Here is a 15,230-nt window from a genome sequence, read left to right as displayed (position 1 = left end):
CGCACACCCGTCGCCGGCCCGACCGAGGTGCTCCCGCGGATTCCGTGGGAGCACCTTTTCGTTGCTGCCCTCTGGGATCGACATCGGCCGCATCGCGCAGCCATCGGAGACCGAGCCGTCAGAGACCGAAGAGCCACGGTTCCCTGAGGAACCGTGGCTCAAGTGGGTGGCCGACCGTCACGCCGACACGTCACCTCATTCCGTGGTATCCGCCAGGTCGAGGGCGGCGCGGTAGGCGAAGGCCAGCGACGACCCGATCGGTGTCCCCGCGCCCAGATACACCGGGCCCGACATCGCCGCCATCGTGTTGCCCGTCGCGTACAACCCCCCGATGGGCTGACCATCGGCACCCAACACCCGTGCGCTCGCGTCGGTCTTGAGCCCTCCCTTCGTCCCGATATCGGAGAGCAGGATGGTCGCCGCGTAGTACGGCGGGGTGTCGGTGGCCGTCAGCAGCGGATTGGGACCTTCAGCAGGCAACGGAACCACGAAGTTCTGCTCCGGCAGGGCCGGGTACCCGACGATGAACTGGAACATCTGGTCCCAGGCACTCTCGCCCCGGTGGAACTCCTCGTCGACACCGTCCTCGACATATCCGTTGAAGGTCTTCACGGAATCGACCAGCGCGGCGGGCGGTACGCCGATCAGCTCGGCGAGCTCTTCGAGGCTGTCGGCTTTCTTGAGTGCTCCGGACTCGAACCACTCTGCCGACACCGGAACATCAGGACCTTTGCCACCGAATCCGTCTCGTTCGAACGCCTTGTGGTCGAACACCCAGTACGCGGGAGCGTGCGAGCCTTCCGCCTCACGCTCTCCGTCGCGGATCACATGGCCTGCCTGGTCGTACGGACGGAGCTCGTTGACGAATCGTTCACCGGCACCGTTCACCCAGATACCTCCGCGGATACCGCTCTGGAACACCGGCTTTCCGTCGGGCTGGACGGTGCCGGGCACGTACCAGGCCTCGTCCATCAGGTCCGTCTCCGCGCCCACCGCGATGCCTGCCACGAGGGCATCGCCAACGTTCGAGTCGACTCCGTCGGACCACTCCGCATTGGACGGCAACGTGCCGTACTTGGCTCGCAGTTCGGCATTGTGCTCGAACCCGCCGGCCGCCAGGAGGACCCCCCGCGCGGCGCGCAACCGCACCGGCTCGCCGTCGCTCAGCGCCTCGACGCCCACGATCCGGTCACCATCCACGACGAGTCCGGTGAGTGCGGTGTTCAGCTTGAGCACGCCATTCCCGGTCTCGAGGAAGGCAGACAACGCTCGCGCGATGAGGGCGCGCCCTCCGACGAACATCTCGTCCTCGGTGTGCCCATAGCGCTCCGTATAGATCGACTTCCGCACGATGGAAGCCTTGTCGCCCAGCTCGTTCACCGCGATGGGCGGTGGGAAGATGCTTCGACCGTGCGGAGTCGCTCCCTCCAGATGGTCGAGATAGTCCGGGACCGGCTGATGTTCGAACGTTTGGAACCACTCACTCTGTTCGAGTTCGTCGATCAGCGCGATACCGGCCGACAGGTAGGCATCCTGTAACTCCTCGCGGCCGGGATCGTTCACCGCTTTCCGCATGTACTGTCGCGCCGCCTCCACATCGGTGTCGTCGATGCCCGCTCGCCTGGTGGGCGCACTGCCCGGAAACCACAGGCCGGAACCAGAATACGACGTGGTGCCGCCCACCTGATCCGTCTTCTCGATGACGAGGGTCCGCAGGCCGCGGGAAGCGGCGATGTACCCGCCGATCAACCCGCCTCCGCCGGATCCGACCACCACGACGTCATAGTTCTCTTCGTTGTCCGACATGACTTCCTCCTGTGTTTTCTCTCGTTGCTCCGATGCCCGGATTCACTCGCGCCGCTCACAGCAGCAGAAATGCGCCTGCGAGTACGACCCACAGTCCGACGCAATAGGTTTCGAAGGCCCACCGCAAGCCTTTCGGTGCGCTTCTGATCTCCATGAAGTCGAGCCCCACCAACCGGACCTTGTATGCGGCAAGGGCGAGAACCACCACCGTCGCTGCCGTTCCGGCGTGGGTCTGCCGACTGACGATCGGGATGACCACCGCCAACAGAACGAGGATCAGCCACGTCCGTACGTACCGTCGGCCCACGACTTCGCTGAGTGTCATGCGATCACGCCACCAGGTAGACCAGCGGGAAGAGGACCATCCACAGCAGGTCGACCATGTGCCAATAGCACGCTCCCCCTTCGTAGAACATGCGCCCGCGGCCATCCGCCGGCACCGCTCGACGTGCTCGCTGCAACAGGATCCCGAGGACCACCACACCGACCACGACATGGGAGAGGTGGATGCCGGTGAGGATGAACAACCACATGAAATAGGGATTCGAATCCGGTCCGTCGCCGCCGTGAACGAGGTGGACGTACTCGACGGCCTTGAGCACGACGAAGAGGATGGCACACGACATCGCCATCGCGAAGACCGCTGCCGCCCTGCGATGATCTGCCGAACGCACGCTCGTCAGGCCGATCGCGACCACGAGCGAGCTGACGAGCAGCACCATCGTGTTCGTCACCGGGATGGTGAGATCGAGCGATTCCCGAGCCGCCCCGAACAGATCCGGGTCCTTGGCGCGATCGGCAAGGAAGGCCACGAACATCACCGCGAAGATCACCATGTCGCCCAGGAGGAAGACCCACAGCCCCTGTTCCCCCGGGACGTGCGGCGCGTTCGGCGCGCCCGTTCCGGACTCCTCCGGATCCGAGACGACCACGTCGCTCACACGCCGCCCCTCTCCTGACCTGGTTCACCTAGTCGAAGCCTTCACCAAGTGTGGCCGGGTTGCCCCTGGGCGCCCATATAAGTTCCACTGAGCGAGACCGGCGACGACCTCCCGGTCAGGTATCGGATTCGCTGGTTCTCATAGTTGAACAAGTGCTATAAGTGATGGAACGATTCCGGGCGCACCAGGTGATCGTGGACGACGCAGGTTCACCGGTCCCGGTGTCCGGGATCGACCTCCCCGCGGTGCACACGGCGGCCTAACGTCGCGTCTGAGGTCTCGGGTACCGAACGCCGGTCGAGCACCCGCGATAGGCAGTGCACGTGATCGGACACAGCAGTGCCACAAAAGCTTTCCACTACCCACCCGCACCGGTGACACCCCGACGAGAGGCCGGAAGACATGACTGCCGAGTTGACCTACGAGACGACCTCCGCCACCACGACGATCGACGGCCTCGATTTCCACTATCACGAGGCCGGGTCAGGTCGTCCGCTCGTGATGCTCCACGGCTCCGGCCCGGGTGTGACCGCATGGTCGAACTTCAGCCGCAACCTCCCGTTCTTCGCCGAGCATTTCCGTGTGGTGATGCCCGACCTCCCCGGCTTCGGCGGGACGTCCCTGCCCGAGCTGAAAGAGGTGTACACGCTCGCCGGCGCACGCTGGATTGCACGGCTGATGGACGAGCTCGACATCGAATCCGCGGTGTTCGTCGGCAATTCGATGGGCGGAGCCATCGCCGCGGAGATGGCCGGACACCTCCCCGATCGGGTCGAGCGCATGGCGATCATGGGCTCCGGAGGCATGTCGGTGAGCATGTTCCAGACCGAACCGAGCGAGGGCTTCCAGCGACTGTTCGCCTTCCTCTCCGATCCCACCCGTGAGCGCATGGTCGAGTGGATCAACACCATGGTTCACGACAAGTCCCTCGTCACCGACGAGTTGGTCGACGAACGGATGCGCAATGCCACCGCCGACGGCGTCATCGACCGGACACGAGCCATCTTCGGTGCCATGTTCAACCCCACCCTGCGCGAGACCTACACGCCCCTCTGGAAGCGTCCGGATTCCATCACCACGCCGACACTCATGCTGTGGGGCCGAGAGGATCGGATGCTCCCCTACGACCAGGCGCACTTCGCGAACCGCTGGCTGCCCGACGTCGAGTTGCACACCTTCTCCCAGTGCGGGCACTGGATTCAGGTCGAGAAGAAGCAGGACTTCGAACGCGTCGTCCTCGAATTCCTCACTCGTGAAACGAGATGAGCGTGTCGTCGCCGGCAGTTCCCACTGAGCGGACAGAACCGGGCGCGCGACGATCCGACGAAACAGAATCGGGACATCCTGCCGCCGGGCGGGGACAAGCACGAGAAGGAAGTCAGAGGTACGACGGCATGGCACACGAAGTCATCAAGCGCATCGAGGAGCTGGGCCCGGAACTGGCGGCCCTGGCCGAGGAGAACGAGAAGCTGGGCAAACTCAGCGACAAGACAGCGGACCTGCTCCGGCAGACAGGTGTCATCAGGATGCTGCAGCCCACCGATTTCGGTGGCTATGCGGCGCATCCGCGCGACTTCGCGGCGGCCGTCATGGCGATCGCCGCAAACGACCCTGCGGCCGGTTGGGTCGCGGGCGTCGTCGGCGTCCATCCCTGGGAGCTGGCACAGATGGACCGGCGCCTCCAGCAGGAGATCTGGGGCGACGACCCGGACACCTGGGTGGCCTCGCCGTACATGCCCAACGGCATCGCCGATCCGGTCGAGAACGATTCGTTCGTACTCAGCGGGCGTTGGCCGTTCTCGTCGGGTTCCGACCACTGCCAATGGGACTTCCTCGGAGCGATGAAGGGCGATGGGTCGGGCAAACCCCTGATGCCGCCGGAGGTCATGCACGTCGTACTCCCCCGGTCCGACTACCAGCTCATCGACGATTCGTGGGATGTCGTCGGGCTCTGCGGGACCGGCAGCAAGGATGTCGTCGTCGACAAGGCCGTCGTACCCGCCTATCGCACCGTCACCCAGAGCGACATCTCCGACGGGACCGCGTCGGCACGTTCGGGACGCGAGGAGGCGGTGTACAAGTTGTCCTTCGGCGTGATGTTCCCGCTGGGCATCACGGCCGCCGTGATCGGCATCTGTGAAGGCGCCCTGGCCACCCACCTCGCGATTCAGAAGGACCGCGTCGCGGTCACGGGTGTCCAGGTCCGCGACGATCCCTACGTGCTGCACGCGGCAGGCGAGGCCGCCGCCGAGATCGAGGCGTCGCGGGTGCAGCTGATCGAGGGCATCGGCCGCCTACACGACATCATCGAGAACGGCGGTACCCCGACCACCGAGGAACGATCGAACCAGCGTCGCAACCAGGTTCGGTGCGCGTGGCGGGCCGTGTCCGCGCTCGACGAGATCTTCGCGCGATCGGGCGGCGTCGCCATCCGCAAGAGCAGTCCCATGCAGCGGTACTGGCGCGACGCCCATGTCGGATTGCAGCACATGATCCACGTCGACGGTGTCGCCTACCACTCGAACTCCCTGCACAAGATGGGCCTCGAGACGCCACCCGGGATGCTGGTGACCATCTGAGGGCGACCGCCGCCGAACGAACAGGACAGGAACGATGGACGACCCCAACACTGCTCAGGTCTTCGAGGCGCGTTACCTGCGTGACGTCCTCGGCAATTTCCCCACCGGAGTCGTGGCGGTGACCACCATGGTCACCGCCGACGAACCGGCCGGAATGGTGGTGGGGTCGTTCACCTCTGTCTCACTGGACCCGCCGCTCGTCTCGTTTCTGGTGGATCGGTCCTCGACCACGCTGCCCAAGATCCTCGATGCGGGCCGGTTCTGCGCCAACGCTCTGGCCTCTGATCAGGAATGGCTGTGCCGTCAGATGTCCAAGCGCGGCGCTGATCGGTTCACGGGGGTGAAGTGGGAGCAATCCGAGTACCGCAACCCGATCCTCGACGGTGTCGTGGCCTGGGTCGACTGCACCATCGAGAAGACCGTGGAACTCGGCGACCACTTCCTCGTCGTGGGTCGGATACAGGACCTGACCGTGGCATCCGTGAAACGCCCGCTGCTCTTCTTCCGTGGCGGATACGGCGACTACACGTCCACCGCACAGCTGTTGCTGGACAGCCATCTCGGCCGTTGACCTGCCGAGCCTCCACCACATCGGATCGGCAGGCGTGAGATCACGCCTGCCGATCCGTCGTACTGCTCACCTGACGAGAATCGTCAACGCCCTTTCCATCGGGGCGCTCGCCGCTCGGCGAAGGCGGCCGGCCCCTCTTTCGCGTCCTCGGACGCGAAGACCGGATCGGTGAACGCGACCTGACCCGCAAAGGCCTCGTCGTCGTTCCAGGTGCGCGAACTCAGCGCCACCGCCTTGCTCGCCCGGACGGCCAGGGGTGCGTTGGCCGCGATCGTGGACGCGAGTTCCCGTGCCACCTCGACTGCCTGCCCGTCGGGGACCACCCGATTGATCAGGCCATGGCGCTCCGCCTGTGTGGCGCTCATGGGCTCACCGGTCAACAGCAGTTCGAGCGCAACCGCCCGCGGCAACACCTGAGGTGTCCGGAAGATGCCGCCTGCCCGGGCGATCAGGCCACGCTTGACCTCCGGCAAACCGAACGCGGCGCTCTCGCCCGCCACGACCAGATCGGCCGCGAGGACCATCTCGAAACCGCCGCCGAGCGCCCAGCCCTCGACGGCCGCGACCAGCGGTTTCGCCGGCGGCGACTGCACCAGCCCGCCGAACCCGCGCCCTTCCACCACCGGACGCTCGCCGAGCTGAAAACGCTTGAGATCCATTCCTGCACAGAATGTTCCCCCGCTACCGGTCAGCACTCCGACCGCGATGCCGGGGTCGTCGTCGAGACGATCCAGCGCGGCGGCGAGCTCCTCGGCGGCGCTCTTGGTCATCGCATTGCGTTGCCGCGGACGATTGATGGTCATGATCAGGACGCCATCGGTCACCTCGGTGAGGATTTCCGGCACCTGCTCGCCGGCCTGATCCGTTGTCGTGGCCTGAGCTGCCGTCGTGGCCTGATCGGTCATCGCGGGGCCATCCGGATCGAGCCGTCCAGACGCACCGTTTCACCGTTCACGTAGGCGTTCTGCAACAACGTGAGCGCCATCCCCGCGTAGTCCTCTGGCAGACCGAGCCTCTTGGGGAAGGGCACCGACGCCGCGAGTCCGTCGCGGATGTCGTCTCGCAACCGGGCGAGCATCGGCGTGTCGAAGGTGCCCGGGGCGATGGTGTTGACCCGGATTCCGACACTGGCCAGATCCCGTGCGGCGACCAGCGTGATGCCGTGGACCCCTGCCTTGGACGCGGTGTACGAGGTCTGGCCGATCTGACCGTCGAAGGCGGCCACCGACGCCGTCAGGACGATGGCGCCGCGCTCGGTGTCGATCGGGTCATTACGTGCGATGCGCGCCGAGGCGAGCCGCAGCACGTTGTACGTCCCGATGAGATTCACCTCCAGGACATCGCGAAAACTCTGGAGGGGCGCTGGATCTCCCGCCTTGTCGAGGATACGGAGGCGGTCTCCGCCGCGGCCGGCGCAGTGCACGGCGCCGCGCAACGGACCGTGGGCCTCGGTGGCGTCGAGTGCATCGGCAAGGCTCTGTTCGTCGGTCACGTCGACGGGCGCGAACACCGCGGCCGGTCCCAGTCGTTCCGCGGTTGCCTTGCCGTCTGACGATTGCAGATCCGCGATGACCACGCGGCCACCCGCATCGACGATCGCCCCGGCTGTCGCGGCGCCGAGGCCCGAGGCGCCGCCGGTCACCAAAAATGTGTGGTCCGTCAATCGCATCCCGATTCTCCTTCACGAATCTCGTTCACGGGTTCCGGAAGACCGGGACCCGTGGTGGTCAGTGCTCTCAGACCTGCCCGGCCCGCTTGGCGGCGCGTAATTCGCCGTGCCGCTTGATCATCTGGGCGGCGATCGCCTCCAGTTCGGCCGGCGGCTTACGCAGCGTGGCCAACCCTGCCTCCCGGCTCGGCAGCGACACCGTGGCGGTCGCCGGGCATGTCACCTCGTCGCGTTGACTGGTGCCTCGGAATTCGATGTCGACGAGATGACGGGTGTCCTCCACCCGTTTGCCGACGACCTCACCGGTGAACGTATGCGTATCGCCCAGATAGTTGAATCTGCGCATCTGACTCGACATCGAGTCGATCCAGCCGTCGTCGCCGATCCAATCGGTGAGCACATGTGTGAGCCAGCAGTCGCGCATCATCCCGTAGTCGTAGGACGCGGGCAGCCCGATCGAACGGGCATATTCGGCATCCCAATGGATCCGCTGCGCCACGTCCGGCACACCCTGCTCGTTGGGAATGTAGAAGGCACCGATGCGCTGCCGGTTCTGATGCCAGAGCCGACCTGTACACGGCGTGTAGGGCGCGAAACCATATCCACCGGAATGGAAGACAACCATGTCGGTCACCGTTAGCGGGCCCTTGGCCATCGTCGGGAGGGATTCGCCGACCTGTACGTCCTCCCAGTATCGCGGCTCGGCGCCCCGACGTTGCTCGGCGGCATAGATCTCGTCGATCGCGGCGATCTCTTCGGGGGTGTACGTGGCCCGCTCGATCGTGTCGTACTTCTTGCGCTTCTTCGACTCGTGTCGCTCGGTGTGGATGGTGAGCACGCGCTGGATCTGGACGATCTCGGCCCGTTGATTGAACTGCACGTGAATCCGGGTCACCAGCAGGGAGCGTCCGGCGAACTCCGATTCCTTCAGTTCCACCTTGTCGAAACCTTCGAAGGAGTAGATGATGTCGCCGTCGAAGACCGGCCGATACCAGTCGGTCGTGCTACCGGAGACGAACACGTGGATGCCGCGAAACGGCGGTCGTCGCTGCTCCTTCGGGATCGGATCGGCGAGCAGGTCCTTGGTCACCGCGATGTTGATCATCGGGGGTGCGATCTGCGCCCCCCAGCGTGTGTCGAGGCCGTAGTCCTCGTCGACGAACAACGGGTTGTCGTCACCGTAGCCACGTGCGAACGCCCGCATGATGTCGGGGCTCGCCCGCGAGAACTGTTCGCGCTTTCGCACTGCGTGGTAGACGCCCACGATGTCCCGCGCGCGTGCGATGTCCTCGTCCTTGAAGGTGTAGATCTCCTCCGCGTCTGCCTTCGCAGCCGTTTCCGTACTCACGGTTAACCTTTCACCACTGTTGGGTACTGAGATGGGCCGGTGCGCTATCCGCGTGAACCGCCGTGCCGCCGGGCCTCAGAACTGGATGGTCACGTTGACGTTCACATCGGCGCGTATTGCTTCCATCGCGGCGAGCCGACGGGCCATGTCGGCACGGCTCATCACGATGTCGTCGCCGCCGACACCCCGGTCGACCCGGTCGATGCGGTCTCGTTCCGCAGCGATCTCCTCGTCGAGAAGAGATCCCGCGAGTTCGCGAGTCAGCAGGTCCTGGTCCACCCAGTCGTCTTCAGGTCGCTGCTCGATCGGTTCGTCCATGGTCACGGTCCGTCCTGTTATCGCGATCAATTCGTCGAACGACGGGGAAAGTTCAGCAGCCGTCTGGCGTTGCGCTCCACCATCTTGTGCACGTCGTCGTCGGGGATGTCGCGCATGGTGTCGTGCACGATCTTCCGGCTGTTGGGCCAGTTGGAGTCCGAATGCGGGTAGTCACCCTCCCACGTGATGTTGTCGATGCCGACCGCGTGACGGTTCGCCACGCCGAACTCGTCATCGATGAAACAACCGAAGATGTGCTGGGCGAACAGTTCCGAGGGTCGAACCGACTGATCGATGTTCTGGTAGAAGCGATGCTTCTCCCACACGCCGTCCATCCGCTCGAGCATGTACGGCACCCAGCCGATACCGCCCTCGGACAGCATGAACTTGAGGTCCGGGTGCTTGTGGAAGGTCGGCGAGAACAGGAGGTCCGCCGTCGCGTACATCGAGTTGCACCCGAACAATGCGGTCATCACCGCCATCGGGGCCTCCGGCGCCGTGATCGGAGGTTTGCCCGAGGTGCCGAAATGGACACACAGCGGCTGACCGGTCTCCACCGCGGCGCGGTAGACCGGATCCCAGTGATCGGTGTGAAATGACGGCAGCCCCAGCGGATGCGGGTTCTCGGGAAACGAGATGGTGCGCGCACCCTTGGCCGCCGTCCGGTAGATCTCCTTCACCGACTCCTCGATCGACCAGATCGGCAGGATGACCAGCGGGATCAGCCGGTCGGGGTCGGTGGCACACCATTCGTCGAGAACGTAGTCGTTCCACGCCTGCAGCGACAGCAGGGCCAGTTCTCTGTCCTCGCCCTCCAGGAAGACGGTGCCGGCAAATCGCGGGAAGGACGGGAACGACAACGTGGCCTCGACGCCGTCGATGTCCATGTCCTTCAACCGGGCGCTGGGTTCGTAGCAGCCCGGGATCATGTCCTCGTACCGCGTCGGCTCGGCGCCGTACTCCTCCGGCTTCTTCCCGGCGACGGCATTGAGCCCGATGTAGGGATAGATCCGTCCCTCGTACTGCCAGACCTCGGCGATCTTCGTGCCCGCCGAGCCACGGCCGCCGTCGCCCGAGTGAATGGACTTCGGCATCTCCTTCTCGATGATCTTCGGTCCCGCGTCGAGGAACTTCTTGGGCAGACGGTCCTGCCACAGACGTGGGTGCTCGATCAGGTGATCGTCTGTCGAGATCAGGTGCATGTGATCCTGCAGCGGCATGAGAGTCCTCCTGAGAGCCGAGTCAGTTTTACGATAACTAGTTTAACTATGTAGAGCCGACGGCGGGCACGGCAACGCACGCTCGGCACCCCACTCAGACGAGGCTTCCCTATCGGACCGAACGGGCCATCCCTGTGTCTCGATCACCGGGACGTCACCACCGAACCACAGCACCAGCTGCGATTCTGCCCGTATCGGGCGTTGCGAGGAACGCGCCCGCGGCGGTACTAGTTGAACTAGTTTAGATATGTCGGACGCCGGTCGATCAGATCCGACCCGACGGCCAGGAGACAGAACGGAGATCGGACGATGGGCAAGTTGGACGGCAGAGTAGCGGTGATCACCGGCGCGGGTCGCGGTCAGGGTCGCAGTCACGCGGTCACGCTCGCGGCCGCGGGTGCCGACATCATCGCGATCGACCTCTGCGCGGATATCGAGACCAACGAATACGGCCTCGCGACCGAGGACGATCTCGACGAGACGCGCCGCCTGGTCGAGAAGGAGGATCGCCGTTGCCTGACCGCGATTGCCGACGTCCGCGAGCCCGGTCAGTTGCGTACCGCGATCCGGGAGGGCGTCGACGAGCTCGGCGGACTCCACATCGTGGTCGCCAACGCAGGCATCTGCCCGCTCGGCGATGTGGCACGCAAAGCATTTCTCGATGCCGTCGACGTCGATCTGGTCGGCGTGATCAACACGGTCAGCGCCGCCTTCCCCTATCTGTCGTCCGGCGCATCGATCATCGCGACCGGGTCGGCGGCAGCGTTGATGAAGGGCAGCGGGATCGACGTGCTGGGCCCGGGCGGATTCGCCTATGGACACTCGAAACGTGCGGTCGCACAGTATGTTCACGATCTCGCGTTGACGCTCGCCCCCGAGTCCATCCGAGTCAACTGCATCCACCCCACCAACTGCAACACCGACATGCTCCACAGCGGTCCGATGTACAAGACCTTCCGTCCGGATCTCGAGACCCCGACCCGCGACGACGTGGTCGACGCCTTTGCGACCATTCAGCCGATGCCCGTGCCGTGGGTGGAACCCGAACAGGTCAGCAAAGCGGTCCTCTACCTCGCGTCCGATGACGCGGAGTTCGTGACCGGGATGCAGATGAAGATCGATGCCGGAACCGCACTGGCACACACCAACCCGTACTCGCTGAGGTAGGAGCGGATGTCCATGCTCAAGGAGTACCGCCGGCTCTTCATCGGTGGTAGCTGGGTCGACAGCGACACCGGCCGGGTCGAGCCGGTGATCAATCCGGCAACCGAGGAGATCATCGGCGTCGCGCCGGTCGGGGGCCGAACCGACACCGTACGGGCGATCGAGACGGCCCGCCGCGCGTTCGACGAGGGCCCCTGGCCGCACATGTCCGTCCGGGAGCGTTCGGCGATCCTGATCCGAATGGCCGAGGCCATGGAGAAGCGCCGCGACGAGATCGTCGCGCTCAACATCGCCGAGACCGGCTGTACCCGTGCAGGAGCCGAATCCTTTCAGACGGGCATTCCGATGGCCCACTTCCGCGACATGGCCGAGCGTATCCTGCCCACGTTCCCGCTGGAGGTCGGCCTGCCACCACAGGTCGGCGCGGGTATCGGGCAGGGCGTCGTCCGGCGCGAGCCATTCGGCGTCGCGGCGCTGGTCTCCGCATACAACTTCCCGTTCTTCCTCAACCTGATGAAGCTGGGCCCGGCACTCGCCGCCGGATGCACGACAGTCCTCAAGCCCGCGCCGACCACACCCCTGGAAGCCTTCATCCTCGGCGAGATCGCCCAGGAGGCAGGCCTTCCCGACGGTGTCCTGAACATCGTCACCGGCGACGTCGACGCCGGCTCCGAGCTCACCACCAATCCCATGGTCGACGTCGTCAGTTTCACCGGCTCGGACGTCGTGGGCCGCAAGGTCTTCGAACAGGCAGCGCCAACACTCAAGAAGGTCGTCCTCGAGCTCGGCGGTAAGTCCGCCAACATCATCTGCGACGACGCCGACCTCACGCGCGCCAGCCAATCGGTCATCCGGGACACCATTCTGCATGCCGGGCAGGGTTGCGCATATCTCACCCGGACGCTCGTGCACCGATCGCGATTCGACGACCTGCTCGAACTCGTGAAGGACCGGCTGGCGGCTGTCACCGTCGGCGATCCGGCACACCCGGACACGACGATGGGGCCGCTGGGTAGCGCGGGCCAGCGAACGCGTGTCGAAGAGCTGATCGCCACCGGGATAGCCGAGGGCGCGACCGTGGCCGTCGGCGGTGGCCGACCGGCGCATCTGACCGCGGGCTTCTTCATCGAACCGACTCTTTTCGTCGACGTCGACAACTCGATGACCATCGCGCGACGCGAATTCTTCGGGCCGGTCATGATCCTGATGCCGTTCGACGATGACGACGAGGCCGTGCGGATCGCGAACGACAGTGATTACGGACTCGCCGGCGGGGTCTGGGCACACGATCCCATCCGCGCCTACCAGATCGGACAGAAGCTCCGTACGGGGTACGTCACGATCAACGGCGGTGGTGGCGGCCTGAACCCCGACGGCCCTTTCGGCGGCTACAAGCAGAGCGGACTCGGACGCGAACGCGGCGCGGCAGGCATGGACGAGTTCTTGCAGACCAAGACGATGATCTGGGGCGTCGCGGCGGGCTGAGGGGCCACCTCGACCCGCCGATCACCACACGACCACGAGGAAACTGTATGGACCACACGCGGATCGGATTCGTCGGAGCGGGAAAGATCGGCGAGCCCATGGTCGAACGCCTGCTCGCCGCGGGCCGACATCCTGCGGTGTTCGCCCGGCGGCCCGAGGTCCGTGATCGCCTGACACGGCTCGGCGCAACGATGGTCCCTGCTGCCGAAGATCTCGCGACATCGGACGTCGTCATCGCTTGTGTCTTCGACGACGCCCAGTTGACCGAGGTCGCCTGCGGGATCATCGAACGGATGGCGCCGGGTTCCGTGTTCGTCTCGCACACTACGGGGAGCCCCCGTACCATCCGGCGCCTCAAAGGGATCGGCGATCCGCGGGAGGTGGCCGTCGTCGATGCGCCGTTCAGCGGGACGCCCGAGCTGATCCGGCAGGGCACGCTCACGGTGCTACTCGCCGGCGCCGACGACGCGATGACCCGCTCCGCCGAGATCGTCGCGGCGTACGCGGCCACGATTCACCGGATGGGCCCATCCGGTGCGGCGTTGTCGGCGAAGTTGCTCAACAATGCCCTGTTCGCCGCGTGCACCCAGGTGACGCTGTCTGCGCTGAAGGCGGCCACCGACCTCGGCATCACTGAGGGCGCGTTCCTCGACCTGCTCGCGGATGCGAGTGGCGGTAGCGCCGCATCCCGGTACATCGCCGCCTCCGGCGATGACGCAGAAGCCTACAGCCGTCGGATATCCCGGTATCTGACCAAGGACCTCGATGCCGCGACCACGGCGGCAGATGACCTCGAGGTCGACATCGGTGAGCTGCTCGCCGCCGCTCGGCTCGGACCGATGGACCTCGGCGAGCCGGTGTCGGCCGCGCACACCCACTGAACCGCACCCCCACCGGGCCACCACCGATCACGACCACAGGAGGAGATCATGAGCACAACCGAATCCGCATCGACGTGCCCGATCCACGAGTTCAATCACTATGCCGAACTGCCCTTCGGCGAGAAGCTCGCCCGTTACGACGACCTGCGTGACGAGGCCCCCGTCATACGCAACGAGTTCGCCAACGGACACTACATCGTCACGCGGTACGAGGACATCCTGAAGGCGTACCAGAACGCCAAGGTCTTCTCCAATACGGCAGTCACCGTGTTCAATCCGAACCCGACATTCCGCTGGATCCCACAGATGCTCGACGGCACCGAGCACAAACAGTGGCGTAAGCAGCTCAATCCGTTGTTCTCGCCGAAGAACGTCGAGGGACTCGAGGACAAGGTTCGCGAGCGTGCCGTCTCGTTGATCAAGTCGATTGCGGTGAAGGGCAAGTGCGACTTCATGCAGGACTTCGCACTCCAGTACCCGTCGTTCATTTTTCTCGAGTTGATGGGGATGCCGTTCGAGGACCTCGACAAGTTCCTGCACTGGGAAGACGAGATCCTGCATGTGTCCGGCGACGCCGAGGAGACCGCTCGCCGACGCGGGGTGGCGACTGTCGAGTTGACCGAGTACTTCCGCGGGCTCATCGACGAGCGGCGCGCGGAACCGAAGGACGATCTGATCAGCAAGGCCATCGCCTTCGAGATCGACGACGCGCCTGCGACGCAGGAAGATCTGGAGTCGTTCTGCATCCTGATGTTCATGGCAGGTCTGGACACGGTCACCGCCACCCTCGGGACGACCTTCCTCCATATGTCGACACACCAGGAGGACCGGCAGGCGATCGTCGAGGATCCCGAGCTGATCCCCTCGGCGATCGAGGAGATGTTGCGCGCGTTCGCGATCGTGATCCCATCGCGAAAGGTCCTCGAGGACACCGAGATCTCCGGATGCCCGATCAAGGCCGGGGAAATGGTGTGCTTACCGCTCAACCTGGCGACCCGGGATGAATCGGTCTACGAGGACGCCAAAGAGGTTCACCTGGACCGCAGCCCGAACAATCACATCGCCTTCGGCGCCGGACCACATCGCTGCCTCGGCTCCCACCTCGCGCGACGCGAGCTGCGGATCGCCCTCGAGGAATGGCACCGGTACATCCCGAACTATCGGCTGTCTCCGGAATCGCATCCGACGGAGTCCGGCGGCCAACTCGGCCCCAACGGGAACATCATCCTGGAGTGGGACGTCTGAACC

At 65.0% G+C, this 15,230-nt stretch carries 15 protein-coding genes; 7 read left to right on the top strand and 8 right to left on the bottom strand.

The annotated features are described in order from the left end of the window. Positions 1-195 precede the first annotated feature (195 nt). From OVA31_RS15195 to OVA31_RS15185, 3 genes are read right to left on the bottom strand one after another with little or no spacing between them, the layout of a single operon-like run. Positions 196-1,806: an FAD-dependent oxidoreductase gene (locus tag OVA31_RS15195; RefSeq protein ID WP_267627449.1), complete on the bottom strand. Its 1,611-nt coding sequence runs from the start codon at positions 1,804-1,806 to the stop codon at positions 196-198. Positions 1,807-1,861: 55 nt separating this feature from the next. Continuing rightward, positions 1,862-2,131, bottom strand: a complete 270-nt coding sequence (locus OVA31_RS15190; RefSeq protein ID WP_267627448.1) for a cytochrome C oxidase subunit IV family protein — start codon at positions 2,129-2,131, stop codon at positions 1,862-1,864. Positions 2,132-2,135: 4 nt separating this feature from the next. Next, positions 2,136-2,747, bottom strand: coding sequence for a cytochrome c oxidase subunit 3 (locus OVA31_RS15185; protein WP_267627447.1), 612 nt, complete (start codon positions 2,745-2,747; stop codon positions 2,136-2,138). A gap of 402 nt (positions 2,748-3,149) precedes the next feature. Between OVA31_RS15185 and OVA31_RS15180 the strand changes: the two genes are divergently transcribed. The 3 genes from OVA31_RS15180 (at position 3,150) to OVA31_RS15170 (ending at position 5,897) form a co-directional block, all read left to right on the top strand. Further along, on the top strand, positions 3,150-4,013 hold the full coding sequence (locus tag OVA31_RS15180) for an alpha/beta fold hydrolase (RefSeq protein WP_267627446.1): 864 nt from the start codon (positions 3,150-3,152) through the stop codon (positions 4,011-4,013). A 128-nt stretch (positions 4,014-4,141) separates the two neighbouring features. Then, positions 4,142-5,326, top strand: coding sequence for a hydroxylase (locus OVA31_RS15175; RefSeq protein WP_267627445.1), 1,185 nt, complete (start codon positions 4,142-4,144; stop codon positions 5,324-5,326). 34 nt (positions 5,327-5,360) lie between these two features. Further along, entirely contained in the window at positions 5,361-5,897 is a 537-nt protein-coding gene (locus tag OVA31_RS15170) for a flavin reductase family protein (RefSeq protein ID WP_267627444.1), read from the top strand. Positions 5,898-5,980: 83 nt separating this feature from the next. Here the strand turns inward: OVA31_RS15170 and OVA31_RS15165 are convergent, their stop codons facing one another. The 5 genes from OVA31_RS15165 to OVA31_RS15145 all read right to left on the bottom strand — a co-directional run bounded on the left by OVA31_RS15165 (position 5,981) and on the right by OVA31_RS15145 (position 10,452). Further along, complete coding sequence (locus tag OVA31_RS15165; RefSeq protein ID WP_267631550.1) at positions 5,981-6,742, bottom strand: crotonase/enoyl-CoA hydratase family protein; 762 nt, start codon at positions 6,740-6,742, stop codon at positions 5,981-5,983. Positions 6,743-6,798: 56 nt separating this feature from the next. Beyond that, positions 6,799-7,566 carry an SDR family oxidoreductase gene (locus OVA31_RS15160; RefSeq protein WP_267627443.1) on the bottom strand — a complete coding sequence of 256 codons (768 nt, stop codon included), beginning with the start codon at positions 7,564-7,566 and terminating at the stop codon, positions 6,799-6,801. A 67-nt stretch (positions 7,567-7,633) separates the two neighbouring features. Beyond that, complete coding sequence (locus tag OVA31_RS15155) at positions 7,634-8,914, bottom strand: FAS1-like dehydratase domain-containing protein (protein ID WP_267627442.1); 1,281 nt, start codon at positions 8,912-8,914, stop codon at positions 7,634-7,636. 75 nt (positions 8,915-8,989) lie between these two features. After that, a complete protein-coding gene (locus tag OVA31_RS15150; protein WP_267631549.1) occupies positions 8,990-9,232 on the bottom strand; it encodes a hypothetical protein in 243 nt (80 codons plus the stop codon). 26 nt (positions 9,233-9,258) lie between these two features. Continuing rightward, a complete protein-coding gene (locus OVA31_RS15145) occupies positions 9,259-10,452 on the bottom strand; it encodes an amidohydrolase family protein (RefSeq protein WP_267627441.1) in 1,194 nt (397 codons plus the stop codon). 309 nt (positions 10,453-10,761) lie between these two features. On the opposite strand from OVA31_RS15145, the gene OVA31_RS15140 reads away from it, so the two are divergent. From OVA31_RS15140 to OVA31_RS15125, 4 genes are read left to right on the top strand one after another with little or no spacing between them, the layout of a single operon-like run. Further along, entirely contained in the window at positions 10,762-11,619 is an 858-nt protein-coding gene (locus OVA31_RS15140) for a mycofactocin-coupled SDR family oxidoreductase (protein WP_267627440.1), read from the top strand. A gap of 12 nt (positions 11,620-11,631) precedes the next feature. Beyond that, a complete protein-coding gene (locus tag OVA31_RS15135) occupies positions 11,632-13,101 on the top strand; it encodes an aldehyde dehydrogenase family protein (protein ID WP_267631548.1) in 1,470 nt (489 codons plus the stop codon). A 47-nt stretch (positions 13,102-13,148) separates the two neighbouring features. Beyond that, on the top strand, positions 13,149-13,982 hold the full coding sequence (locus OVA31_RS15130) for an NAD(P)-dependent oxidoreductase (protein ID WP_267627439.1): 834 nt from the start codon (positions 13,149-13,151) through the stop codon (positions 13,980-13,982). Between the two features lie 48 nt (positions 13,983-14,030). Beyond that, positions 14,031-15,227: a cytochrome P450 gene (locus OVA31_RS15125; RefSeq protein ID WP_267627438.1), complete on the top strand. Its 1,197-nt coding sequence runs from the start codon at positions 14,031-14,033 to the stop codon at positions 15,225-15,227. Positions 15,228-15,230: the final 3 nt, after the last annotated feature.

The sequence above is a fragment of the Gordonia sp. SL306 genome, from assembly GCF_026625785.1.
In the GTDB taxonomy this organism is placed as follows: domain Bacteria; phylum Actinomycetota; class Actinomycetes; order Mycobacteriales; family Mycobacteriaceae; genus Gordonia.
The sequence above is the reverse complement of the archived record's forward strand: the minus strand, read 5'-3'. Positions and strand labels throughout refer to the sequence as shown.